The organism is Nostoc sp. UCD121, from assembly GCF_014222285.1.
Lineage (GTDB): Bacteria > Cyanobacteriota > Cyanobacteriia > Cyanobacteriales > Nostocaceae > Nostoc.
This window is the reverse complement of record NZ_JACKZS010000099.1, coordinates 1-26,769: the sequence shown is the minus strand read 5'-3', so window position 1 is coordinate 26,769 and position 26,769 is coordinate 1. Positions and strand designations below refer to the sequence as shown.

The window sequence follows — 26,769 nt, the reverse complement described above, 5'->3', positions numbered from 1 at the left end:
CCAGACAAGAGGCAGGGGAAGAAAAAGAAAAAGGTGTATTCATGGCTATTTCAGTAGAAAAAATTACTAAAATTTCCTCTTCATGCCACGATAATCTAACTTTTGCGCGTCGCTCCCCTTGCTCCCTGCCCCCTTGCCTCCAGCTTTCAATTAAAACAATCGTGTTGTCAGCTACAGTAATATTTCAGGAAAACGGGCAACAATATTGATTAATAACTAGAAATGCAGCCCTACCTGTAAAAGATGCTGCCGTTTCATGAAACCCAGAATTATTGTTTGCGGCTTAGGACGTACCGGATATAAAACCTTTCGTTTGCTGAGACATCAGGGGGCCTTCGTTGTTGGCATTCATCACCAATCTATCCCTGGCGAAACAGCAGGAGATGTGATTGTTGGCGATTTACAAGCAGCTTCTACCCTAACAGCAGCAGGAATTCAACAGGCACATACTTTAGTCATCGCTGGCTCTAAAGATGCTCTGAATTTGTCTATTATGATGCAAGCGCGAGTTCTGAATCCCCAGATTCGGATTATCAACCGTTTTTATAATACAAATTTGGGCGAGCGCTTAGATCAAAGTTTACCAGACCATTTGAGTATGAGTGTTGTGGGATTAGCAGCACCCGTGTTCACCTTTGCAGCGATGGGAAACCGAGCGATCGGACAAATCAAATTATTTCAGCAAACTTGGCCGATTCATGAAGAATACATTGATGAAAACCACTTCTGGAGAGGTTTAAAGCTGAGTGAATTGTGGGAAGACCGATCGCGGATGCTAATTTATTACTTGCCAGTCAAAGGTGAGATGGATTTGGTGTCAGCTGTCATATCTGGACAAGAGATCCAAGTAGGCGATCGCTTAATTATTGGTACACAACCCCGTATCCGTTCTCCCCGCAGGTCATTGATTAAAAAACTGCTGAAAGTCATGACTAATTTTAAGCAGTTTCAGCAACATGGGCGATCGGTATTGATAGGTGCTGTTGTGTTACTTGCAGTTATTGCGATCGCTACACTCACCTATATGTCGGCTCAGTTGAGTTTATCTCCTGTCGATGCTTTATATTTTTCTGTAGGCATGATTACGGGAGCGGGTGGTAATGACAAAGTAGTAGAAAATGCTCCTAACAGTATTAAGTTATTTACTGTCGTGATGATGCTGGTTGGAGCAGTGGTGATTGGTATTTGGTATGCAATGCTCACCGATTTTGTCTTAGGAAGCCGCTTTAAGCAATTTTGGGATGCAGCCAGAATACCCCAGCGATATCACTATATTGTCTGTGGCTTGAGTGGTATTGGGGTGAGAATTGTCCAGCAACTCCACGCCAGTGGACATGAAGTTGTAGTAGTTGAACCCGACTCCAATAACAAATATATCAACACTGCCCGAGAACTAGGTATCCCCGTAATTCAGGGTGATGCCAGCTTCCGCACAATACTCAAAGCCAGCAATATAGACTCTGCTGCCGCCGTACTTGCTGTTACTAGCAATGATGCCACCAATCTGGAAATTGCCCTCAAAGCCAAAGGTTTAACACCCAGCATTCCGGTGATTGTTCATTATGCCGATCCTGATTTTGCTGGTATAGCACAACAGCTATTTGGCTTTGAGGCCGTACTTAGTCCGGCTGAACTAGCAGCCCCAGCTTTTGCTGCTGCTGCACTAGGAGGACGTATTCTTGGCAATGGCATCACAGCCGATAGTCTTTGGGTAGCTTTTGCAACTGTAATTACACCTTTACACGCCTTTTGTGGTCAATGGGTGAAAGATGTAGCCATGTCTGCTGACTGTGTACCTTTGTACGTAGAGACGAATCACCAAACCCTTCACGGTTGGGATTTATTAGAGACAAATCTCAGCGCTGGCGATGTTTTATATATGACTATGCCAGCAACACGGCTATATCAATTGTGGCGAGACGAGCAAGTTTGCGAAACACACGCTTAAATAATTCGTAATTCGTAATTAATATACTACTTCCCACTCCAATACTGTTCGGTTAAGGCAAGAGACGGCGATTTATCGCGTCTTTGTGATCTAAAATTTTCATCAAAAAACCTTAACCAAACCGTATTTTTCCTACTTCCCACTTCCATTTATTTGTTAACTACTCGTTCTTGATATTCTTGCTCAGTAATCATATCAAGAGTGCTTTCTAGGCGATCAACAAATACGATACCGTCGAGGTGATCGTACTCATGTTGAAAAATCCGAGCAATAAAATCGGTTAATTCTTGCTTTTGTAAATTGCCTTGAGAGTCAGTGTATTCCACTTCAATAGATTTATAGCGAGGAACTAACCCTCTAATTCCGGGAACACTTAAACAACCTTCCCAATCTTTGACAACTTCAGTTGAATGAGCAATGATTTTGGGATTAATCATAGCAGTAGGTTCCATTTCCGGCGCGTTGGGATACCTGGCATTAGGACGGGAAGCCACAATGAATAAACGATAAGATTGTGCTACTTGAGGCGCAGCAATTCCCACACCGTTAGCCTTGGCAACAGTGGCAATTAAGTCTTCAATTAATTTCTGGATATGCTGATCTTGAATATTCCCAACCCAAACAGCTTTTTGGCGCAATGTTGGATTGCCTAATTGAATGATTGGTGCTAATTCAGTCATGATAAAACTCCTTTAGGTAATGGGGAATGGAGCATTGGGTATTCACTAATGACCAATGACAAATGACCAATGACAAACTTTATCCTTCACGTCTTGCGGGTAAAGCAGCAGGTTGGACTGCTATTTGGACAATTTGCCCATTGCGTTCCACCTGTATTGGTAACTTAGTACCGATTTTGCTATTTTCTACTAGCTTTTGTACTTCTTCAATTTTAGTAACAGGCTGGCTGTTAATGCTTTTAATCACATCACCGACTCGTAGTCCAGCCGCAGCTGCTGGCGATCGCGGCACAATCTCAACCAGCAAAACGCCCTCATCTGCTGTAAGCTTTAAGCGATCGCCAGCTTTATCTCTGATTTTTTCTTTAATTTCTGGTGTCAGTGTCACCATCTGAACACCCAAATAAGGATGATCGACTTTGCCTGTAGCAATTAATTCCTGGGCAATTTTTTGTGCAGTGTTAATGGGGATAGCAAATCCCAAGCCTTGAGCGCCTCGAATAATAGCTGTGTTCATCGCTATTACCTGTCCACGAGCATTAAGCAATGGCCCACCAGAATTACCAGGGTTAATCGCAGCATCCGTTTGGATGTAATCAACCCGCTTGTCACTAGCACCGATATCTCTACCAGAACGACCTGTAGCACTAATAATCCCAGAAGTGACGGTATTATTCAAGCCTAAAGGGTTGCCAATAGCTATTACTGCCTCTCCTGGTTGTAAAGCATCAGAGTTACCTACAGATAAGGTTGGCAGATTATTAGCATCAATTTTGATCACAGCAACATCCGTTACTGGATCTTCACCCAGTACTTTACCGTCAAATGTGCGGCCATCTTTGAGTATGACAGTCACTCTATCAGCACCATCTACCACATGGGAATTGGTCAAAATTTGACCTGAAGAATTAATAATAAATCCAGAGCCACTACCGCGCTCTACCCGTTGTCTAGGCTGTGGCGCTGCGTCTCCAAAAAACCGTCGGAAAAATGGATCGTTAAATTCGTCTGGTACGCGAGAAGTGATTGTTCGGGAAGAATCAATGCGAACTACCGCAGGCCCCACATTTTGTACTACTTTTACCACAAAATTAGGATCTCCAGACGACGAGAAAATCGGCGGGGGGACAATTCCCTGATTGGGTTCTATTGTTTCTTGGGGTTGAGTGTCACTTTGCCGAGTCTCTAAGGTCTTAGCTGGTACAAGAGAGCAGCTTCCCAAGAACACCATTGCTACCCCATATAAGAGCATCCGCCACCTCTGGAGCAAACCCCTGGTATCAGTTTTTTTGGGTGCTAAGTCATGGTTTGTTGTCTTCATGTATCGTTGCTTCTCCGTGTCAGTCAGTGGGTGTTAGGATCTTGCCTACTGGGTATGTCCCAAAATGATTACAACTTAAAAGCTTATTCTAGGTCTAGCGTGTCTGGATGCTAAATTGATGCTTTATCTTCTATTGTGACGATTAGCAGCAAAGGTGGTGGATAATGGAAATTCCCATAGAAAGTCTGTGGAGTCAGGTACTAGAGCGCCTACAGGTTGAACTATCCCGACCGACCTTTGAAACTTGGATAAAAACTGCTAGTGCGGAGCGATTAGAAAATAATTGCTTAGTAATCCGCACTCCTAACCCATTTGCTCGTAATTGGTTACAAAAGTATTACATCAATACCATTGCTCATGCAGTACAAGATATTCTCGGTCATCCCGTAGGAATTTACATTACTGTTGCTCAAGGTGATGAAGTTTCTCATTTTAGTGAACGGGAGGTTTCTTGGGAATCAACAAATCCTAGCAGTATTCCTGAAGCTGTTTCTCATCACAATCATAAAACTACTGAATTAAATTCTAAATATGTGTTTTCACGATTTGTAGTTGGAGCCAACAATCGGATGGCTCACGCTGCTTCTTTGGCAGTTGCAGAATCTCCCGGTAAAGAGTTTAATCCTTTATTTTTATGCGGTGGGGTAGGTTTAGGTAAAACTCATCTGATGCAAGCTATTGGTCATTATCGCTGGAAAATTTGTCCTGATTGTAAAATATTTTATGTTTCTACTGAACAGTTTACTAATGATTTAATTACAGCGATTCGTAAAGATAGTATGCAAAGTTTTCGAGAACATTATCGAGCGGCTGATGTTTTATTAGTTGATGATATTCAGTTTCTTGAAGGTAAGGAATATACTCAAGAAGAATTTTTTTATACTTTTAATACTTTACATGAAGCTGGTAAACAAGTTGTGATTGCTTCCGATCGTCCTCCGAACCAGATTCCTAGCTTACAAGAACGTCTTTGTTCTCGGTTTTCTATGGGGTTAATTGCAGATATCCAAAAGCCGGATTTAGAAACTAGGATGGCAATTTTGCAAAAAAAAGCCGAGGATGAAAATATTTGTCTTCCCCGCGATGTGATTGAGTATATTGCTTCTAACTATACTTCTAATATTCGAGAATTAGAAGGAGCTTTAATCCGGGCCGTGGCTTACATTTCTATTTGGGGTTTACCGATGACGGTGGAAAATATCACACCTGTTTTAGAACCGCCTAACGAAAAAATGGCAGCTACCCCAGAAGCAATTTTAAAGGTTGTAGCGGATAATTTTGATGTTTCAATAGACGATCTCAAAGGTAACTCACGACGAAGAGAGATTAGCTGGGCGCGTCAAATAGGAATGTATCTCATGCGCCAACACACATCTCTGAGTTTGCCAAGAATTGGCGAGGAGTTTGGTGGTAAAGACCATACAACGGTAATCTATAGTTGCGATAAAATTACCCAACTCCACCAGAGCGATCGCACTTTAGCACAAACTCTCCGCCAACTGAGCGATCGCATCAACATGACTAGCCGTTCTCAAAAATCATGAGGGAAATATGCTGATGGGGTGCTTGTTCCCCCGCCAGCACTGCGCGAACAGGACTGGAAGGGAAGCGACACGAGCGATTTTAAGACGCTCGGATAATTTATCCCGTGATGGTAAACCTCGCGCAACAGAAGCTTTAAAAGATGATGACCGCGATTACCAGTTTTTAAATGGTCTCTATATGTCGAGTAAAAAGAAAGAACCAATTGGATGTGGATGCTCAAATATTCCGATTTCTATAATCCTAATTATCTTAGGAGGTGGTTATTGGTGGTTTAGCCAGAAAGGATATCCAGAAATTAGTAAGTTTTTAGATAATAGCAAAAAGATAGACATACATATTCCTAAGCCTACTAAAACTAGTTCTTCAACTATTAATATAACTCCTTCTATAACCCCAATACCCTCTTTAGTAAGCACTCCAACCTTTACTGATAATCCGAAAATAATCCCAGACAAAAAAATAATATTGCTCCCAACGGCTTGGGAGAAAAAGGTAATTAGAGGGATTTATTTAACTCGCTACCAAATTACCAATAATGCCGACGAACAAACGATTCGTGAAAGAGTTCGTTACTACCGCTCTCAAGGAATTAATACAATTATTCATGGTGTTTGGGGTAATGGCTGTACTATGTACAATAGTGAAGTTATGCAGCAAACTTTCGGGTATAAAAGTTGTCCAAATCAGTTTCAGGAACAATGGTTAAATTGGTTTATTGATGAAGCACATAAGCAAGGAATGCAAGTTCATGCTTACTTCGAGAAGGGAATTAAGATAGATAAGAATAGCCCAATTTTTGATTTAGCAATTGCCCGGAAATGGATTGTTCCAGGAGTGGATAAAACGTACTCTGGAATTGATCATTATGTCCTTGATGTACAAATTCCTGAAGTTGCTAATCTTTTTCAAAATATCTTAGTAGAGTTTGTCAAAAAATATCCTGATATTGATGCAGTTCAGTGGGATGATTATCTGGGCTATTATGCTGAATTATCTGGAAAAGTTGACCGCACTGCAAATTTAACTAAATTTGTGCAACAAATGGTAACTTCTATGAAAAAAGCTAATCCATCAGTGAGTTTTGATATTTGCCATCATAACCCCTATTGGGCTAAAAAATATTTTGCAGCTGACTGGGAAAAATGGGGTGCGGATCGTATATTTATTCAAGCTTATAATGATAGTAATTTTTCTGAAGAGTTAATTTATGCTCAAAAATATGCTGGAGTTGCAATTACAGATCGGCAACTGGGTCGCTTAAAAGAATTAGTTGATAATCCAAAAATTAAAAGCATCTTAGTTTTTCCATTTTCAGGAAACCCAGAAAAAACAGCTTCTAGCTTAAAAAACTCACTCTGATGTGGGAGCGAATATTCTGATTTATTAAAAGAGGTATAAACCTAATTCAACTCAAAATAATTCAAAATATTCTCTTTGCTCCCAGTTAGTTACCTGCTTTAAATACTCTTCTGGTGGCTGATCGGCGACGGACTGCAAAAAGCGATTAATTTCACTTTCTTTCATCTTAATGATGAAGTTTATGAACTGCTGCCCCATTTTTTGGGCAAAAAGTTCGCTTTGGCTCAAATATGAAATCGCCTCTGGTAAACTTTTGGGTAAGATTGGATTTTCTGTAGTGTAAGGTTCCTCTGTTGGAGAGCCAGGATCAAGTTTATGATCTACACCATCTAAACCAGAAATCAATTGTGATGCCATGTAGAGATAGGGATTGGCTGCTGGTTCTCCAACTCGGTTTTCAATGTGGGTACTGGGGTCATCAAAACCGCCTTGTAATCTAATCATTGCTCCTCGGTTTTCCAATCCCCACCCTGCACGATCAGGGGCTAGGGAATAAGGTCTAAATCTTTTGTAGCCGTTAATTGTTGGGGTTGTGAACACAGAAGCAGCATTGGCGTGTTTGAGAAGACCACCAACGAAGTGTTTAGCTAAATCTGATGTGAGGGTTTGGGAGTTTGCAGACATGAAAGCGTTCTCGCCTGTGGTTCGGTCTACAAGGGATTGGTGCAAATGCCAGCCATTAGAAGAAGAACCTTGCAATCCTGGACGACACATAAATGATGCGATGTAACCTTGTTGACGGCAGATTTGCTTGGTTGCCATTCGGAATATCATCATTGTATCGGCAGCTTGCAATGCAGAAATCGGGTCAAAAGTAAATTCAAATTGACCAACACCCCCTTCGTTTTCTACACTCCTTAAAGGCAGTTTCATTTCAACTAAGTTTTCTGCCAGAAGGAACAGCAAATCTTGAATCTCTGGATTGTGTGATTCTAAAAGGTATTGGAAGCTATGGTCTACGGCGCTAACTTTAGCAGGTTCACCGGGTTTTCCAGAAGTACCAACATTTGCGATCGCTAACATCGGATCTTCTAACTTTGCCAGATACCACTCAACTTCTAAGCCGACAATATACTCCAACCCTCTTTGATGTAACTCTACCAATGATTGGCGCAAAATACCGCGACTTGAAAAGGGCATTGGCTGACCATTTTGAAAGTATTCGTCACAGAGAATAAAGCCAGTACGTTTTGCCCAAGGCACAATTTTGAAGGTATCAGGGTCAGGAACAGCCACAAGATTTGGCGCACCTGTCATCAAAGGCATATCTAAACTACCGCCAGGGACAAATGGGTTAAATACTATTGCACCACCAGTATCAAACAGGAATGTCCCTGTGCTGATTTGCATACCGTTTTCCAGGGCGCTGAAAAAAGCTTGGGGTAAGAGCGACTTACTGCGAACAATGCCATGCTGGTCTGACCAAGCGGTACGAATCAACAATAAATCCTGTTCTTTAACAATAGCCTTGATTTTTTCAGATGCTTCTTTTTGGATTTCTGTCCACAAGTGATGACGCTCAATAAATCCAGGTCTTTTCATCTGCTTGTGTGGTTAGTCGGAGAAGGACAGGCTTGAACGAAAGATAAAGGCAAGTAGAGGTTTCTCGAACTCATGTTACAGCAGTTTATTATGTATTTTAACTACATCTGTCGTAGGGGCAATTCATGAATTGCCCCTACCTACATGGTTTATTTACCTGAAAATAGCTGTAATTTGCATTAGGTTGTCGATTGCAGAGTTTGCTGTAGCTTGAGTAAGCGATCGCTCGCTGCTTGTAATGTCTCAGGTGTTTTGCTAAAGCAGAATCTGATCAATGAATGGCCTTTTTCTGGTTGGCTGAAAAAGCTGGAACCAGGAACTACGGCGACACCAATATTTTTAATTAGATGGTAAGTGAATTCAATATCTGTTTTGTAGCCAAATTTAGAAATATCTGCAAGAACATAATAGGCTCCTTGGGGAAGGAAGTAAGGAATGCCAACTCCATCGAGTATCTGTAAGATCAAGTCTCGCTTCTGGTGATAAAGTTTGCCTAGTTCTTCATAATAGGATGGTGGTAGTTGCATAGCGGCAACTCCGGCTCGTTGCAATGGTGCGGGAGCGCCAACGGTAAGAAAATCATGGACTTTGCGAATGGCTCCCGTTAATGCAGGGTTTGCCAAAATGTAACCAACTCGCCATCCGGTGACACTATAAGTTTTGGATAGACCGTTAATGGTTATGGTGCGTTCTTCCATACCGGGAAGGGTCGCTAGGGCAATATGTTGAGTGCCATCATAGAGAATATGTTCGTAGATTTCATCTGTGAAGGCTAACACATCCCATTTTTGACAAAGTTCAGCAATTAGGGTGAGTTCTTCACGGGTGAAGACTTTGCCGGTGGGGTTATGGGGTGTGTTGATAATAATAGCTTTGGTATTGGCATTGAAAGCTTGACGCAACTGTGATTCATCAAACGTCCAATGGGGAGGATACAGTGTTACGTATCGGGGTGTAGCACCAGCTAAAATGGCATCGGGGCCGTAGTTTTCGTAATAAGGCTCAAATACAATTACTTCGTCACCGGGATCAACTGTCGCCAACATTACAGCTGCCATTGCTTCTGTGGAACCACAGGTGACGGTGATTTGGGTTTCAGGGTCAATATCTAAGCCAAGATACCAACGAACTTTGTTAGCGATCGCATGACGAAATGCGCGATCGCCCCAAGTAATGGCATACTGGTTGACATCTGCCTCTATGGCTTTATAAGCTGCCTGTTTCAACTCCAACGGACATGGAAAATCAGGGAACCCCTGAGCCAGATTCACTGCACTATATTGCAGTGCCACCCGTGTCATTTCCCGAATTACCGACTCTCTAAACTGGTCTGCCTTCGCTGATATTTTTTTACGCCCAATCTCACTCACTCCCCTACCTCCGTTGATCTCGATTGCGGTTATGTAGGAATTTTTCTAAATCCCATAAAATCCATAATACCGATGGTTTTATCGTAGTATACTCAAATTCGAGATTCAGAGGGAATGCAACCTTATAATCTATATACTTAATTATTGATATTAATAGTCAATTACTGAAGTACTGATCCAGAATCATCATGAAATCTTTGCACCGTCCCGATCTCTATAGCTGGTCTAATTTCAATCCGGCAAGAAATATTGATTTCAATGGGATTGCCTGGATTCGCCCAGATGGAAACATCTTGATTGACCCAGTAGCCCTATCAAACCATGATTGGAATCATTTGAAATCTCTCGGTGGTGTAGTTTGGATTGTGCTGACGAATTCCGAGCATGTCAGGGCAAGTAAAGATATTGCCGATCAAACTTATGCTAAGATAGCTGGCCCAGTGGCAGAAAAAGACACTTTTCCCATACCTTGCGATCGCTGGTTATCTGATGGTGAAGAATTTGTACCTGGGTTAAAAGTAATTGAACTCCACGGCTCGAAAACTCCCGGTGAATTGGCTCTGTTACTGGAGGAGACAACTTTGATTACAGGGGATTTAGTCAGGGCACGTAAAGCAGGTAGCTTAACTATATTGCCAGATGACAAGCTACTGAATCGAGAGGAAGCTATTGCTTCGGTTCGCAGGTTGGCTCAACTGAGTCGAGTTGAAGCAGTGCTGGTGGGGGATGGTTGGCCCGTCTTCCGCGATGGACGCGATCGCTTACAGGAACTTGTAGCGACGTTGTAAATGGGTTGGGGCGATGCCTACGGTAACAGCCTCGCCCTACTAAATTTATCCGTTGATTCACAGTAACTATTTTTGAGGGTTGATATCATCGCAGAGGTGGCGATCGTTTTTCATATTAGGATTATTTTTTAGATAATCAGATGCCCAGCTACAAGCGCGTTTGAGTAAATCATCTAAGTCTAAATTTAGATAGATTTTTCCTTCATTGCTATCAACAGCAATTGTCTTCCCACTAGGGCTAAATCGTTCACCAGAGAAAGAACTAATGGAATAGAGAAAAGATTTTTTCTGCCAAATACTATCAAGAAGATACAGATTTGCATTATCTTGATCGCCAAAAGCAAGTTTTTTACTGTCCTTGCTGAAACTCAAGCTGCCAGTATTGCTGTAATCATCTTTTAAGGATTCAATCTTTTTACCATCAAAACTCCAAAACTTAATATCTTTACTACTCATATAAGCAAGAACTTTCCCATCAGGGCTAAAGCGTACATTTGTAACCTCATCACTATCATTGATAGTTTTTTGGAGCGTACCATCAAGATTCCAGAGTTTTACAGTTTTGTCTTTACTAGCAGAGGCAATAATTTTGCCATCTGGGCTGAATGTAACGCTATTGACTTTATCTTCATGTGCTGGAATTGTTTTGAGAAAAATACCATTTTTATTCCAAAGTCTTACAGTTTTATCGTCACTACCAGAGGCAATAATTTTACTATTTGGGCTGAATGTAATGCTGTTTATCAAGTCAGTATGACCAGGCATAGTTGCCAGTAGTTTGCCTTTAATACTCCATAATTTTAAACTCTCATCTTTACTCACGAATGCAACCGTCTGATTATTAGGATTAAACGTGGTGCGATCTAAAATGTTAAGGTCATTTCTAAAACTTTTTATTGGTTTGCTGTCACTGTTCCAAAGCCACATACTAATATAGCTCCGATCAGAAATTGTGCTAACAGCACTGATGATTTTGCTATCAGAACTAAAGCTGACTTCAGTAATGTGAATATCATCATTGACTCCATCACTAAATCCTTGAAGGGTCTTGATAGATTTATCATCGCTACTACGCCAGACTTTCACGGTGTTGTCAGTGCTTGCAGAAGCAATAAATTTATTGTTAGGGCTAAAACTAACATCGTTAACTCCTTTAGTATGTTCTCGCCAGATTTTCAGCTTGTTACCTTTTAAATCCCAAAGCCGTACAGTACTGTCAGCACTGCTAGTAGCAATTTTTGTGCCATCAGGACTAAAACTTACCTTTGTAATTTCAGCACTATGCCCTTTGAGGGTTGTGAGTAAATTTCCCTCAAGACTCCACAGTTTCACGGTATTGCGTACGTTAATTGAAGTAATAATATTGCCATTAGGACTAAACGTGGCGCTCTCTATGTCATAGCTATCAATAGATTTCAGTAGTTTTCCATCGTTACTACTCCAAAGTTTGATTTCTCCACTTTCAGAGCTTACAGAGATGAGCTTACTGCTATCTGGACTAAACTCGATATTTGTTACCTTGGTACTATGCCCTGTCAAGATTTGGATTAGAGTACCATCACGTTTATAGAGTTTTACTAAATTGTCATCGCCGATAGTGGCAAACCTCTGGCTATTCAGGCTGAAACTAATACTTGTAACTTTCACCGTGTGTCCTGGTAAGGTATTGATTAGAGTAGCATCACGTTTATAGAGTCTTACCGAATTGTCCCTGCTGATGGTGGCAAATATCTGGCTATCAGGGCTGAAGCTAATATTGGTAACTTCCTTAGCATTTCTTGGCAAGGTTTTTATAAAAGCTCCGTTACTGTGCCACAGACTAATTGAATTATCTGCACTGACAGCAGCAATTAGCTGACTATCAGGACTGGATTTAATGCTTGTAATACTATTGTTATTACCTTTGAGAGTTATTTCCTGATTTCTATTAAGTTTACTGAGCTTTAACACATTTTCAGGGCTTCGAGTTGCAAACATTTGATTATCTGGGCTAAAACTGAGAATTGAACTATTTCCTTTAATAATTTTGATGAGAGTTCCATCACGATTTTGAAGTTTAATTTCGTTATCCTCGCTACCTAAAGCAACGATTTGTCCATTAAAACTAAACTTAACTGTGCTAGGATTATCACCATTTTTTGTAGTAAAACTGGGAGCTTTATCATTAATATACTGAATTTTTACAACTCTATCCTTACTGACTGATGCTAGTAACTTGCTGTCAGGGCTGAAGGTTACATAGGTAATACTGTCATTATGTTTAAATCTTTTTATAGGGTAACAATACTTTTCATCTACTCTGTCATCTACTATGTATTGAGTGAAATATTTGTCTTGAGAAGGATCTTTGATTAGCCATGATTTTTGATCAGGACTAACACTTAAAAGTTCTCCTTGGGTACCACAATTTTCTTTACTAATGATGGGAATTTGAGTATCTTGAGTAGACCAAAGACTCAATGTACCATCTTTATTAAATAGGTTAATAGCTTGACCATTATTGGTAAAATTTATATTAAAAGTACCGTATTCATCGATACTAGCAAGCTGTTTTCCTTTAAGATTCCAAAGTTTAACAGTGTCGTAGTTTCCTCCTGTAGCAATTGTCTGGTTATCAGGGCTGAAGCTTACAATTACGTCTTGATCGCTCAATACTGGTAAAGTCGTAATATATGTACCATACTGATTCCAGATTTTGACTGTTTTATCCTTACTGGTGGTAGCTAGTAGTTCACCTTTAGGGCTAAATTTAACGAAAGTTACACCCTTTTTGTGACCTTTCAAAGTTGTAAGCAATTTACCGTCAGGGATACTCCATATTTTGGCAGTGTTGTCTTCACTTGCTGTAGCTAACATTTTTCCATTAGGACTAAAATTGACAGATGTTACACTGCCTATATGACCTTGCAATGTTGTAAGTAATTTACCATCAGGGATACTCCATATTTTTGCCGTATTGTCTTCACTTGCTGTAGCTAACATCTTATTGTCGCTACTAAAACTCAGGGCTGTAATGCTCTTCTCATGTCCTTCTTCTATACGGTTGATTTCTGTGATATTTTGAATTGCTTTGCTCAGATCAGAAATAACTCTTAACTGATTTTCAGGTATTACTCCCATTGATAACTGTTTAAGTTTTTTGCCTGCTTTTAGAGATGAAATTAGCGGTTCAAGCCCTGTGTCTTCTTCTGAATAATTGCTTAGAGATATTATATAAGTATTGATACCAAATACTATTGCTGCAATTGTGATTCCACTTATTACAAGTATAAGTCCGCTTAATGTAGCAGTTGCTCTACGCGATGTTTTTAGCTGTTGTGTTAAGACTTGATTGAGTCTAGCTTCAGTGAGTTTTCGTTGTTCTTTTTCTTTCTCCAATTCAGCGATTAATCGGGCTGATTGTTGTTCGCGCACAAATGGTACTAGATAGTCATGAACTAATTGATAACGATCAGCTGGAAATCCTGGCACCTGAAATACTAAGCCTGATTTCACCAAAATTTTTAAAATTAAATCTAATCTTGTAGGCTCTAATGCCAAATCTGCCTCTAATTCAGCACGAGTTTTTAAAGGGCGAGTATTATTTTCATCAGTTAACAAATACAAAACTAGCTTGGCAAACTGTTCGTTATTGTTACCACAGTCTTTAACTACCTCTTCTAAAAATCGTCCTACCAATTTTTCTTTAGGCCCTTGTTCTTGATACTGAGCTAGTGTTGTAATTTTATCAGTTTGCAGTTGCGCTCCGACAACTTGTAATTCAATGGGGCGAATTTCGTTTAAATCTCTAGCTAAATCTCGTACTAGCTCATCAATTAGCGGTGGTTCTAGGTAAAATTGAGAACTTTCTGTTAAACTTTGAATTACAGAACGAGCATCTTCTGGCGAAAAATTCCCTAAATAATAAAGAATCTTTTTATCTAAAATATTGTTATCAATTGCTTCCAAATGTGTTAGACGATTGCACTCAAGTAAGTAATGCAGATAGTCTTCTCGTAAGGACAAGATAACTTTTACATAAGGAATATTCAGACAATCTCGAATAAATTCAAAAAAAGGTCTTCTTTTATCTTGGTCTTTATAGGCAAAGAAGAACTCTTCAAACTGGTCAAAAATCAGAACAGTTAATAAACCTTTATCTATATTTTTGTTCAACTCTTCTACAAAACCTGCCATCGAGTCTAAGAATAGAGGAAAGCTTAAGCCTCTAACTTCTTCTAATGATTCTACGAAGCAAGTTCCTAAAACTTTTGTCCAATCTGTATAAACTTGCAACAGAACAGGCACAACATCACGAGCATCTATGGCTCTTTGCTTTAAAGCTGGTAATAACCCTGCCTGAACCAGGGAACTTTTACCTACTCCTGATTGACCATAAATGACCGTCAATTTGTGGTCATCACGACTAATTCTTTCAATCAATCGATTCACATCTTGCATTCTTCCAGAAGCAGCAATCTCTTGGGTTACTGCTGCTTTTGGATCGGCCACTGCAAGTCCAGGATTAATAACTTGGAGTTTAGATTGTAAGCGTCCTGCGCCTACAAAAGCTCGTAGTCCATACTGTTGCTCAATTGAACGTTGCTCTAGTTTAACTTGGAATGCTTTTAAATAGTTCCCTTGGTCAAAGTAGAGCGATCGCAGTTTCGCCAAAATGCGAATATATAGCAGTGGATCGTGTTGAGGATTACTTTCAGAACGAGCGGTTTCTAAATTAGCGATCGCCTTTGTAACGTAATTGAGATTTTGTTGAGCTTCTGCCAATAACAGTAAGTATAAATTTTTATAAAATTTGCGTTCCCACTCCCAATTAATTATTTCTTCAGAGGAAATCTTGGCATTCGTTTCTAATGCTAGTTCTGCATATTCTTTAGCCTCTACCCATTGAGATTTTTTCAGCACTACCTCAGCCATTAATCCATAACTGTAGCCAAGTCTGATTGGATCAGGGTAGGTTTGGTGTAGCTCAATAGCTACTAACGCAACTTTTTCTAACTCATCCCACGCTTCTAATCTGGTTAAAACTTCACCCCAAGCGTTAATAAATTTTGCTGCTAAATCTGGGTATTTGTGCTGCCTAAAACCCTCAACACATTTTTGAAAGTAATCTTTAGCTTTTAGGCAAGCTTCGTAATATTCAGAACGATGCAAAATTGCATACTGTTCCCACCAAAAACCAAGATGCCAAAGTAAACATCCGTAACGTTTCAAATCATCAGATGACACATTTTGTTTATTTTTAACTTTCTTTTCCCAAACAGTTATACTTTGCTCATAATAATTTTTCGCTTCAGATTTATGTCCATTAGCATCTACTTCCCGACCTAGCAAAAATTGTAAACTTGCCTCTAGTTCAGGCTCTAGTTTTTCTATAGATATTTGTAAATCCCTAACAGCAGATTCAATTTCCCCTAAATGGAGAATACCAAGGTCAAGATTGAGGTAAGCATTATCGAGAAACTTTCCAGCACCGACGTTAAGAATTGCTGCAAATAGGGAATTAACAATTTGGTGTAGATTGTTGATTAACTGATTCGTAGCAAATTTAAACTTAATTGAGTTACCTGTCCAACTCTTAAAATCAGGCATTAATTGAATCAATTTTTGGAAGGTTGGATCATTTACCCAAATAACTATCGGAAACTGAAAATTCTTACGAAATTCCTCTCTTACCTGATTTGTAGAAATTAAAAGTTGGTCAATTGCATCTACTAATTCCAAATCAAATATCATCAAAGCTTGAGGTAGTTGATTTCCCAGGTTAGCTTCAATTGTCGTGTAAAGTGTTTTGATAGATTTTGACAGATGTAGCTCTCGAATCTCAACTTGACATTCTTCCTTGATCTGCTGCACCATTTGGTCTCGCAAACTGCAATAGTTACAACGTGCCAAAATTAACGCAAAGTGTCCCTGAGAATTCGTAATTGAGCGGATTAGTTTTTTCAGGGAGCGTTGATTGTAGACAACTACATCTTCAGGTTGATAAGAGTCACTCATAGCTTAAATTTCTTCGATTCTGCGATCGCAGGGTTAATATCAAACCAGCGTCCATCAATATCTCGGTATTCAAATAAAAACATACTTCGCAAAAGAGTTTGGTATTCGTCCTCTCCTTTAACATTGTCTTGCTGTTTCAGAACTTGCAGCAGCAGCGTCCATTCACTATCACTAATTGCTGAAACTAAGTCATCCCGATACTCACGAATAACCATTTCCAAACAGTCGCGCCCAATAGGGGGGTCATCTTCTTGCAAACAACTGTAAAGCAAAACTAACAGATTTCGCACATGTCCACCACTAACCCGACAAAGACGGTCTAAGGTTTCATCTGAATCAAAAACTTCATTAATACGACTCAACCGTTCTATTTCACCTAGCCAAGGAAACGCCCGTGCTAAAACCATTTGTCGCAGGAGCTTCATCCCTTCTAAGTTATAGGTTTTTTCACGGTTCTTAACTGTCACCATTGGTAAGAGTACAGGCTTCACCCCGAAACGATTTGTCAGAGTGCTTAATTCATTGGAGAAAATTAATACTAGGGGAATAGTATAAACCAAATGGCAATTGAGTTTCTTTAACTGCTCACCCCGGTCAATAAATAGATATTCTGGCTGAGAACGACCAGAGGCTTTGGGAGAGATATCGACGCGATCTAGATTGTCGATAATTACCACCAATCCCTGATAACCTTGTAGCTTTAGCTGCTCTTTGGCACGCTCTAATACCTGTTGATTAATAGCTTCTAATATGCCGCTAGTCCGAGGTTCTAGGTATTGTCGCAACTGGCTGCGGAGTCTGGGACTATCTTTAGTCTTGGCAGTGACTTTACCAATTCCCAAAGGTAATGAAAATTCAAATTCTGGAACTACTGGCGTTTGTAAAAAATCCGCAATTTCATTAAATAAATCGATAAAATAGCTTGGTCTGAGTTTGATTTTAACCTTTTCTAAACTGGCGCTAACTTGACGAGTTATTGCTAATAAAATATCGCTGACATCCACATCTGCCATATCTAAATCTGCACTGGACTCAAAGTAGACTACATGAAAGCCTTGCTTTTCTAATTCATCTTTGAGTCGAAATAGTTCTGTAGATTTACCACAGCCAATATGTCCAGTGAATAATTGGCAGGTTGACTCATCTGGTTGATTAGCGATCGTGCGTCGTAAACGTTGAATTACATTGCCTCCACGCACTGGCGAGAAGTCAATATAGTACTGTTGGTCTTCTTTATTCTCAATTTTTAGAGTCTTACTGGGATTACAGGCATTAAAAAACTTAATAGGGTCTAAAGCCATTACGGTTTCCTCTTATTACTTAATAAAATAAATGTATAAAATAGTACTTATTGTTATTAATTATAGTTTCAGTATATACTAGTAGATGCAGATAAAAAATCTTCGTAAAGTAGAATCTCACTTACTGAAGCACAAGTTGCTACCAAAAAGATAGTTGTCCCATCTTTCGCAATACAAGCGATCGCTTAAACGAACTTGTAGCAACGCTTTAAATGGTTGGGTAGTACAGCTAGCTGTGCTACCCAACACCAGGTTGTGGTTCAGATAGATGAAAAAGGCTGTAATAAAAATTGTAATATGAATATTACAGATTGATGCAATTTAAGACAGCTAATAACAGCGCCTGAATTTGACTCTGTTTAATTAATTATCAGCAGCAAAGCGCGATTCTCCTGTGTAAAGGCTGCGCGATCGCGTGCAGAATATTTACAGTGTTGCCGCCTAAAATTATGGATAATTCCCCAGTGGTCGCTCAAGCAGATACATCCTTACCAAATTACACTCAGGAAAATATACATCTAGTGGAGTCAGCAGTTATCAAAGAAAAGATCGGAACTGATTTTGACTCTCGTATGATGCTGCGGTGTTTGGAACTTGCTCGCCGCGCTTTAGGACGGACTTCCCCAAATCCTTTGGTGGGAGCGGTGATTGTCAAGGATGGCGAGATTGTTGGCGAAGGGTTTCATCCTCGTGCAGGTGAGCCTCATGCAGAAGTGTTTGCTTTGCAAGCAGCAGGTGATCGCGCTCGTGGTGCAACAATCTATGTGTCACTTGAACCTTGCAATCACTACGGACGGACTCCCCCTTGTTCGGAAGGATTAATCCAAGCTGGAGTGGCAAAAGTGGTAGTGGGTATGGTTGATCCCAATCCACTGGTAGCTGGAGGTGGTATTGCCCGTTTACGTGCGGCGGGGATCGAAGTGTTGGTGGGAGTAGAAGAATCAGCTTGTCGTCAGCTAAATGAGGCTTTTGTACATCGCATTCTCTACAAACGACCTTTAGGAATTTTAAAATATGCCATGACTTTAGACGGCAAAATTGCCACTACCTCTGGTCATAGTGCCTGGGTAACAAGCCAAGAAGCCCGCAATGAAGTACATCAACTGCGGGCGGCTTGCGATGCCATAATTGTCGGCGGTAATACAGTTCGACAGGATAATCCTTATTTAACTAGCCATCATGCTGAGGCACATAATCCTCTGCGGGTGGTGATGAGTCGTCATCTCAACTTACCGGAAAGTGCCCACCTGTGGCAAACTGCGGATGCTCCAACTTTGGTGTTGACTCAAAAGGGTGCTAACCCCGATTTCCAAGAACTGTTGCTCAAACAGGGGGTGGAAATCGTGGAATTAACATCACTTACACCAGATAATGCAATGGCGTACTTATATGAACGGGGTTTTTGTAGCGTCTTGTGGGAATGTGGCGGTACTTTAGCTGCTAGTGCGATCGCTCAAGGAGCAGTGCAAAAAGTTTTGGCATTTATTGCCCCAAAAATCATTGGTGGTAGCATTGCTCCCACACCAGTGGGCGATTTAGGTTTTACTACCATGACTGAGGCATTGTCTCTAGAACGTGTTCGTTGGCGTGTAGTCGGCTCTGACTGCTTAGTGGAGGGTTATTTTCCCCAAAAAGCGAATAGTCAATAGTAATAACACTTCACTATCAATCAATTCATCGTGATTTTGCTATCATGAACACTGGCGTTCATGGGCAATATCACGTATTAGAGCTAGCCGAGATTGAATGTAGTGGCAGAGATAATCAGTTTCGTTAGGATCTAACAAAACTTGTGTTTCGGTTTGTTTCACTAACCACTGCACCAAGCTAGCATCATCCAGTTGTAAAAGGAGCTTGGCTTGCGCGGTTTCAACCACTGACCAAAGCTGACGCATGATTGTAGGAGTCATCAGACCTCGATTGAATAATGAGCTATTAGCTGTCTTTAGATTACACAATTTCGATCGCAATTTACGACATGAATGTAGAAGCTGAGACAAGTATTATTAAAAACTTAATAATGGTTTTTATTACTTTATGAAGATTAAGAATTTGAAACTCAGTTTGAAAATGGGAAATGGGGATTGGGGATTGGGGATTGGGAAAACAGATTTTTATGGGTTTAGTTGCAAAACCTAGAAGACAAATACACTAATTCTAAAAACTGGGTTTTTGTGTTTGCAAAGACCGAAATTATGTAGATTTTAGTCCAGTAAAGACAGTTTTTCAAATACTATATTGAATCCTAAATCTGTCTTCTAAGATACAAAAATTTAATTTTTGAGAACAACGTTTTCTAGAAAGTTAACATCTTTTAGCTGTTGATGGACTCACAAAATCATGTAAATTTTCATCCCAAATACTAATGTAAATAAAATTACATTCTTGGCGGATAATCTGACCCTTGACTGAGCCATTCTGGAAACGGAAATTATCAGACTGACCCTGTTGTACCTGTTTAAGTCCCTGCTTAATTTCTTCAGTGGCTTGCCCATCTAACAATCCATTTAAGGTAGTTTGCATCACCTGCGGGTCTACTGATTGGGCAAAAGATACCTCTGTTTGACGTAGCACTTTAGAATTACGATCAAATAAGTAGCCAAGATCAATTTTGTTTGGTACTAGTTTGTAAACAACAGCACGCGTCTTTCCCCATGCGCCTCTCAAATCTTGATTTGGTTTGCCGAGGGTAGCTTCTACGGTACTTCTGGATGTACCTGTAGGAAATGCGGGAACGCTTTGACTGCTGGTAGTTACAGCTACTTTAGTAGGCGGGCGTTCGTTTTTTTGTGGTGCTGAAGGTGCTTCTGGTGTGGGAACTGCAATATTCTCTGGTTCTGGCTGTGGTGTAGAAGGCACTTCTGGCGCTGGGGTATCTGAAATTACAGGCTCTTTTTCTGGCTGTGGTATGGATACAACTGGGGGATTAACGGTTGGTAAAGAATCGGGAATTACTCGCTTTCGTGGTTGTGAGGCCGGTACAACTGGGGCTGGAGAAGTTTGGGAAGAAAGGGGCGATTCGGTAGATGCGGGAGTAGGCAATGATTCTAGCGATGGGGTGCTACTTGTGACAATGGTTGTTTCTGGTTGTTGCTGACGAATGATGTTAGGAATTACTATTGCACCAATCAAGCCACCTACCAACAAACTCCCAATAATTACAGCAGGTTTTTGCCAGTTTCCAGGAGTGGAAGTCCCTGGAATCACGGTTGGTTTTTGTGGGGAATATAATGGCTGGGTTTGTCGAGTCGATGTTGCAGAGGGATAAAAATTAACTGTAGGAGTATTTGCAGCTAACTCAGGAGGGATATTACTAGCAGACTGCAAAGCATGTAACATTTTACTAGCAGTGCTGTAGCGATCGCCAGCATGAGGCTTAATTGCCTGATTGAGTACCGCCGCCAATTGAGAAGAGACGTTAGGGGCGTGTTGCTGCCAAAGTATTTCCCCAGTTTTAAGATCGGTTAGCAATTCTTGCGGGTGTTTGCCAGTCAGCAGATAAATCGCCGTTAAACCTAAGCTGTAGATATCAGTGCTGTAAACTGGGCGGCCAACGGCTTGTTCGCTAGGCATATATCCAGGCGTACCAATAACGAGCGATCGCGTGGGGTATCCTGAAGAGTTGACCACAGAACGGATTGTTTCTTTGACTGCACCAAAATCAATCAAAACTGGCTTGTTATCAACAGAACGGAGAATAATGTTCTCAGGTTTAATATCCCGGTGAATAATGCCTTTACTGTGGACATAATTTAACACCCAAAGCAGACTCAAGAGAATTTGCCGAACAGCAGCTTCACTCTCAAATCCTTTGGCTTCGACAATTTGCGTCAGAGTTTGGCCGTGAATCCATTCTTGGACAAGGTAAAATTGACCGTTCTCAGAAAAGTAGGCGTAGAGTTTAGGAATTTGGTTACTACTTTCACCCAAATATTCTAAGGTTGCGGCTTCCCGTTCAAACCGTTGTTGGATCAGTTGGTAATTTTGCGGATCATTATTAGTTATCGGTTTGAGTTGCTTAATCACACAACGACGGCGAGAAGGCATGTGAACATCTTCTGCCAGAAAGGTTTCGCCAAAACCCCCAGCACCGATTACCTGGATAACTTGATAGCGATTGTTTAGCAGGGTTATTGTCATGAAAAATTATAAGCGTAGACACCCAGCGCGGAGCCGGAGACTTCCTATCTTCTCCAGGCTTGTCTCAGACATCGCCCTTTCCAAATGTACATCAGATTAAGTAAAGCGAGGGCGAAAGACATCTGGTCAAAAGAGGCAGGGGAGTATGGGACAGGGGGAAAGACTGAGACGGAGCTTGTACTTTGCCCCAGTTCAAGCGTCCTGGAACAACCGGGCTTCTCTTCTCTACGAGAGGCGGCGCGAACGTACCCATGTTTTGCTCCGCTCCATGCAAAGGAGAAGGGCTTTCTCCCCGCCCCCTGCTCCCATCCTCTTTGCCTCTTCGGTGAAATTAAATATGCGTTATTCAGAACCCATGTAGAGAGGTAGCAGTGGCAATACTTCTCTACATTCTTTTTTACCAGATATCTAAATGTAAGCCGACGCATTACCAATGCAGGGTATTGCCAAATTTAATTGGCGATGAATGAATCGGTGTTGCTGATTAAATATATGAATTTTGGTATAAAGACGTTGTATTGCAACTTCTTTACAAGGGTTTTGAAATCACGCAAAATCATTTTCATACCTGAATTCAGCAACGCCAATCAAATGTTGCACTAGTTAAACTCTATAGTCTCAACAAACTCTAAAATACTCTCCTTGATATCTTCAGCTTCTTCTTCAAGAGAATCGGGAGTCTCGCCGTCAAGAAAGCTGTGCTGACTACTAACTATATACAAAAATTCACCACTGATAAAGGTGAGCAAACCCCGGTACGCATCTAATCTGATCGCAGTTCCATTATTTTCTTGCTTAGAAATTGTCGAACCCTTAGGCATATCAATTAATACATAGTAAGCGCCTCGCAAAGTATTTTCCAGATATTCGGTGTACTCTACCGAAGCATCTGGGACATTGGCAAAAATCGCTTGGGGCACATACTTATCTACTAAAATTGTTTGTAAATATTCTTCTTGTCCAACAGACTCCAGTTCCTCTAACTGTTCTAGAGGGAAAGGATAATAATCGATTCTCAACAAAGTACCGATGTCATCAGAAAACCCAACTACTCCTTCCTGGCTTTGAATTCTACCGCCCTGCTGGGGATCAACCGGAATTGGCACGGTAAAATTACCTAAAGGGGATTGATATGTCTGTTCGCTAAAATCTTCTATGACTACTGTCTCATCATCGTCGTCATCTGCATATTCCTCCTCTTCTGCTTCTTTAAAGGCTGCAATTACCTCCTTAATAATTTCCTCTGCTTCTTCATCTTCTAGGTCTAAGGCTGCTTGTAGCTTTTTGAGGTAGGCTTGTTTTGGTTTGGCGATCGCAAGTTCATCGTCTAAAAGCACTATTACCCCAGCTGCAAAACCATCCAGCACTAATTCTTCTGAGAGAGACACTTTGGCGGCATTAAACAGGGGCCCAATTCCCTCCTCTTCTGCAATGGCTAGGAGTCTATCAACTATTTCGGCGATTTCATCTTCTGAGTATTCCTCGAAAACCTCAAATTCCCACAGGATACCCGCTAAACTTTCTGCATCTACATCTTCAATCATGGAATCAGCGATCGCAGTGACAGTTGCGATCGCTGCTACCGCTTCCTCTGGACTTAGTGATTCCTCTGATGTCTTTGGTGAGTTAAAAACCTTGTCATACTTGGTCATAATTGCTACCTAAATTAATTCCTTAACAGTAAAAACTGATTGAAAGTGACAATGGTCAGTTTACCAATGGAGCGAATCTTCTAGAGAAAAAGTTGCCTAATAGGTGGTTTACTCAGTATTGCTCAGGTGTCACCAAATCTTGTTGACAGCTAATCTCCAAGAAGTTGAGATGTTCTAAAATCTGTTGTCGAATATACACTTAAACACGAGTTAGGCTCAATTTTTACCACAGGTCAACTTAATTAAATATTGTAAATTTTTGTTATTAAGCAATTATCGTTAATAAATGCTATATTCCTTGATTTTTAACCTCTAGCAGATGAATTATATCTATCGATAGAATTATAAACTAGCTAGCGATAGATACCTATACCGTGGGCAGGATGTCACAATACCGATGTCTGTAGCGGCACACAATAGCCAAAGCGTTTGTACTGTTAGTTCTACAAATGTAAATTACATAAGATTTTGAGTTTTTTATGGTAAGAACCCCTCCATCTCAGTTTTCTCCAGATCAATACAAAGTTGATTCTGCACAAGAAAAAGTAGACGCTATTATAGAAACGCCACCATCAGAAACTGAGATTGACCTAGAGTTTCTTTACACCAGAGATATTGAATTTCGTCAGGAAACTATTTACTTTCTGGTGGTAGATCGTTTTTATGATGGCGATCCAGATAACAGCGAAGGTGAAAATTCAGAACTCTACGATCCCAATAGACAAGAATGGGGTAAGTACTGGGGTGGTGACTTGCAAGGTGTCATCGATAAATTAGATTATCTCAAAAATATGGGAGTTACCGCCCTTTGGCTAACTCCACTATTCGAGCAAGTAGAAGAGTTATTTATTAGCAATGCGGCGATGCATGGCTATTGGACAAAAGACTTTAAGCGGATTAATCCTCGCTACATTGCTGATGGAGAAAACCCTTCTTTAAATGCTACCCAAGAAGAAAAAAATACGACCTTTGATCGGTTAATTACAGAACTGCACAAACGGAATATGAAGCTGGTGCTGGATATTGTCTGCAACCACAGCAGCCCTGACACCAGTGGTAGCAAAGGTGAATTGTATGATGATGGCGTTAAAATTGCTGACTTCAATGATGATGTCAATCATTGGTATCACCACTATGGTGAAGTGCAAAACTGGGAAGATGATTGGCAAGTACAGAATTGTGAACTATCTGGTCTAGCAACCTTTAATGAAAACAATACAGAATATCGACAGTATATTAAGTCAGCAATTAAACAATGGCTAGACCGGGGTGTGGATGCACTGCGGGTTGATACTGTCAAGCACATGCCGATTTGGTTTTGGCAAGAATTCACTGGTGATATGACCAATCACAAACCAGATGTATTCATTTTTGGTGAATGGATTTACAGTAATCCTACTGACGATCGCTCGGTGGAATTTGTTAACCACTCAGGCATGACACTTCTAGACTTTGGGCTATGTGTGGCAATTCGAGCCGCACTAGGGCAAGGTTCAGAAATGGGATTCGAGACAATTCAATACATTTTTGACCAGGATTATCGCTATAACGGGGCAACAGAGTTAGTTACCTTCATCGATAACCATGATATGTGCCGCTTCCAATCGCTGAATCCCGATCCAGCGATGTTGAAGGTTGCGATCGCCCTAATTATGACATCTCGTGGTATTCCCTGTATATATTACGGCACAGAACAGTATTTACATGACGATACTGATGGCGGTAATGACCCATACAACCGCCCGATGATGGAAAATTGGGATACCGATAGTGAGGTTTATCGTTGCATTAGATTGCTGTCTGGTTTACGACGGCTAAATCCTGCTATATCAATGGGTAGCCATTGGCAGAAATACTTGACCCCAGATGTTTACTGTTATGTCCGCCGCTATCGTGACTCTCTGTGTTTCGTAGCTTTAAACCGGGGAGGAGAAGTTACTCTCCCTGAAGTAGAAACAGAATTGCCCGATGGAGAACATACTTGCGTAGTGACTCGCAATAAGTATGAAGTCAAAGACGGTAAGATTTATGACCTAGTACTAGAAGAACGGGGAGTGCTTGTTTTCAGCCACGTTGGGGAACGGATAAAAGCACAAACAATTGTGCGCGTCCAACTCAATGGTGTGGATACCCAACCCGGTGAAATCATTGTGGTGACAGGAGATTGCCCAGAGTTGGGTAACTGGGATATCAGCAAAGCATATCCTTTGGAGTACATCAACTCAAATACCTGGTCTGCTGAGATTCCCTTTGATGAAAGTGCTGGTAAGCTGATTGCTTATAAATATGCCATGTGGCGGGAAGGGCGATCGCCTCTGCGGGAAAATTTGGTCAATCGTCGCTGGGTGATTGCCAAAGAAGGTACTGTTAAATGGCGTGATACCTGGGCATCGGGAAGAGAATCGTAGAAATATCGAATAAGTTATGAAGAGTGAAGGATTCAAATTTGGATTCTTCACTTTTTATTATTTGTGAACCATAAGTAACGAAAAATACATAAACAAGCCTATTTAACCGTAGTATACGCCATAGTGTAGTAGTTAGATCCTTTAGTAAGTTTGTACTCATAAGACTCTTCTCCTACTGCCTAACTTGTGATAGCGGTGCTGCTCCTAACCCATTCTGGGAACTTTGCACTCTTGCAATTTGCAAGGGGCGTATCCGACGAGTAGCAAGTATTGGAGATTGGGTTTTAGGATTTGGTTCTACACAGTCACCAATTGGAAATAGAGATATCGGCGACTGCGTTGTATATGCGATGAAGGTAACGGACAAGATGACATTCCAAGAATACGACGAGTTTTGCCCAGTTTATAGTCCTCATAAAATTCCAAAGTGGGACAGCAAAATATTCGAGTATCGTGTTGGCGATTGCATCTACGATTACAGTCAAGGAGAACAATCAGTATTACGACCAAGTGTTCATAAGAAGAGTGATCAAGAAGCAGATTTAGAGGGTGTGAGTGTTTTGATGTCACGGCACTTCTATTATTTCGGTGACAAACCGATTGATTTACCTGCTGAACTTGATGGACTTAAACTATCGTCTCAATACTGCTCGGTTAAGGAGAAATAGAGGGTAAAACAAAGAAAATAGTGTTCGCGGATGATTGACGCGAATAAAAT

17 protein-coding genes are annotated in these 26,769 nt (G+C 40.7%); 8 read left to right on the top strand and 9 right to left on the bottom strand.

The annotated features are described in order from the left end of the window. Together GNF10_RS20575 and GNF10_RS20570 are read left to right on the top strand one after the other, a co-directional pair. Positions 1 to 209 (top strand): hypothetical protein (locus GNF10_RS20575; RefSeq protein ID WP_185607209.1); only part of this gene is annotated, 209 nt, incomplete at its 5' end. Between the two features lie 47 nt (positions 210 to 256). Continuing rightward, on the top strand, positions 257 to 1,948 hold the full coding sequence (locus GNF10_RS20570; RefSeq protein ID WP_185581114.1) for an NAD-binding protein: 1,692 nt from the start codon (positions 257 to 259) through the stop codon (positions 1,946 to 1,948). A gap of 149 nt (positions 1,949 to 2,097) precedes the next feature. Here the strand turns inward: GNF10_RS20570 and def are convergent, their stop codons facing one another. Further along, the gene (gene def, locus GNF10_RS20565; protein ID WP_185581115.1) at positions 2,098 to 2,628 is read right to left on the bottom strand and encodes a peptide deformylase; all 531 of its coding nucleotides are present in this window, start codon (positions 2,626 to 2,628) and stop codon (positions 2,098 to 2,100) included. 79 nt (positions 2,629 to 2,707) lie between these two features. Then, the gene (locus tag GNF10_RS20560) at positions 2,708 to 3,949 is read right to left on the bottom strand and encodes an HhoA/HhoB/HtrA family serine endopeptidase (protein WP_185581116.1); all 1,242 of its coding nucleotides are present in this window, start codon (positions 3,947 to 3,949) and stop codon (positions 2,708 to 2,710) included. A gap of 164 nt (positions 3,950 to 4,113) precedes the next feature. On the opposite strand from GNF10_RS20560, the gene dnaA reads away from it, so the two are divergent. Both dnaA and GNF10_RS20550 read left to right on the top strand, forming a co-directional pair. Further along, positions 4,114 to 5,493: a chromosomal replication initiator protein DnaA gene (gene dnaA, locus GNF10_RS20555; protein ID WP_185581117.1), complete on the top strand. Its 1,380-nt coding sequence runs from the start codon at positions 4,114 to 4,116 to the stop codon at positions 5,491 to 5,493. A gap of 178 nt (positions 5,494 to 5,671) precedes the next feature. Further along, on the top strand, positions 5,672 to 6,853 hold the full coding sequence (locus tag GNF10_RS20550; RefSeq protein WP_185592327.1) for a family 10 glycosylhydrolase: 1,182 nt from the start codon (positions 5,672 to 5,674) through the stop codon (positions 6,851 to 6,853). Positions 6,854 to 6,904: 51 nt separating this feature from the next. On the opposite strand, the gene GNF10_RS20545 is transcribed toward GNF10_RS20550, so the two are convergent. Together GNF10_RS20545 and GNF10_RS20540 are read right to left on the bottom strand one after the other, a co-directional pair. Next, positions 6,905 to 8,395 carry a glutamine synthetase family protein gene (locus tag GNF10_RS20545; RefSeq protein ID WP_185585195.1) on the bottom strand — a complete coding sequence of 497 codons (1,491 nt, stop codon included), beginning with the start codon at positions 8,393 to 8,395 and terminating at the stop codon, positions 6,905 to 6,907. Positions 8,396 to 8,574: 179 nt separating this feature from the next. Continuing rightward, positions 8,575 to 9,765 (bottom strand): aminotransferase class I/II-fold pyridoxal phosphate-dependent enzyme, encoded by a 1,191-nt coding sequence (locus GNF10_RS20540; RefSeq protein ID WP_185585196.1) that lies wholly within the window; start codon positions 9,763 to 9,765, stop codon positions 8,575 to 8,577. Between the two features lie 188 nt (positions 9,766 to 9,953). Here GNF10_RS20540 and GNF10_RS20535 point away from each other — a divergent pair, with 188 nt between their 5' ends. Next, a complete protein-coding gene (locus GNF10_RS20535) occupies positions 9,954 to 10,553 on the top strand; it encodes an MBL fold metallo-hydrolase (protein ID WP_185581421.1) in 600 nt (199 codons plus the stop codon). A 66-nt stretch (positions 10,554 to 10,619) separates the two neighbouring features. Here GNF10_RS20535 and GNF10_RS20530 read toward each other — a convergent pair whose 3' ends face one another. Together GNF10_RS20530 and GNF10_RS20525 are read right to left on the bottom strand one after the other, a co-directional pair. Further along, the gene (locus GNF10_RS20530; protein ID WP_185581420.1) at positions 10,620 to 16,550 is read right to left on the bottom strand and encodes a PD40 domain-containing protein; all 5,931 of its coding nucleotides are present in this window, start codon (positions 16,548 to 16,550) and stop codon (positions 10,620 to 10,622) included. Next, positions 16,547 to 17,851 (bottom strand): P-loop NTPase fold protein, encoded by a 1,305-nt coding sequence (locus GNF10_RS20525; protein WP_185581419.1) that lies wholly within the window; start codon positions 17,849 to 17,851, stop codon positions 16,547 to 16,549. The genes GNF10_RS20530 and GNF10_RS20525 overlap by 4 nt, the downstream gene beginning before the upstream one ends. Before the next feature lie 449 nt (positions 17,852 to 18,300). Here GNF10_RS20525 and ribD point away from each other — a divergent pair, with 449 nt between their 5' ends. Next, on the top strand, positions 18,301 to 19,500 hold the full coding sequence (gene ribD / locus GNF10_RS20520) for a bifunctional diaminohydroxyphosphoribosylaminopyrimidine deaminase/5-amino-6-(5-phosphoribosylamino)uracil reductase RibD (RefSeq protein ID WP_185581085.1): 1,200 nt from the start codon (positions 18,301 to 18,303) through the stop codon (positions 19,498 to 19,500). A 42-nt stretch (positions 19,501 to 19,542) separates the two neighbouring features. Here ribD and GNF10_RS20515 read toward each other — a convergent pair whose 3' ends face one another. The 3 genes from GNF10_RS20515 to GNF10_RS20505 all read right to left on the bottom strand — a co-directional run bounded on the left by GNF10_RS20515 (position 19,543) and on the right by GNF10_RS20505 (position 23,643). Then, positions 19,543 to 19,761, bottom strand: coding sequence for a hypothetical protein (locus GNF10_RS20515; protein ID WP_114080301.1), 219 nt, complete (start codon positions 19,759 to 19,761; stop codon positions 19,543 to 19,545). A gap of 394 nt (positions 19,762 to 20,155) precedes the next feature. Next, positions 20,156 to 21,991, bottom strand: a complete 1,836-nt coding sequence (locus tag GNF10_RS20510; RefSeq protein WP_185580940.1) for a serine/threonine-protein kinase — start codon at positions 21,989 to 21,991, stop codon at positions 20,156 to 20,158. Positions 21,992 to 22,590: 599 nt separating this feature from the next. Beyond that, entirely contained in the window at positions 22,591 to 23,643 is a 1,053-nt protein-coding gene (locus tag GNF10_RS20505; RefSeq protein ID WP_012406844.1) for a hypothetical protein, read from the bottom strand. A gap of 479 nt (positions 23,644 to 24,122) precedes the next feature. On the opposite strand from GNF10_RS20505, the gene GNF10_RS20500 reads away from it, so the two are divergent. Then, positions 24,123 to 26,051: an alpha-amylase family glycosyl hydrolase gene (locus tag GNF10_RS20500; RefSeq protein ID WP_185580513.1), complete on the top strand. Its 1,929-nt coding sequence runs from the start codon at positions 24,123 to 24,125 to the stop codon at positions 26,049 to 26,051. A 113-nt stretch (positions 26,052 to 26,164) separates the two neighbouring features. Then, positions 26,165 to 26,719, top strand: coding sequence for a hypothetical protein (locus GNF10_RS20495; RefSeq protein ID WP_185580514.1), 555 nt, complete (start codon positions 26,165 to 26,167; stop codon positions 26,717 to 26,719). Positions 26,720 to 26,769 lie beyond the last annotated feature (50 nt).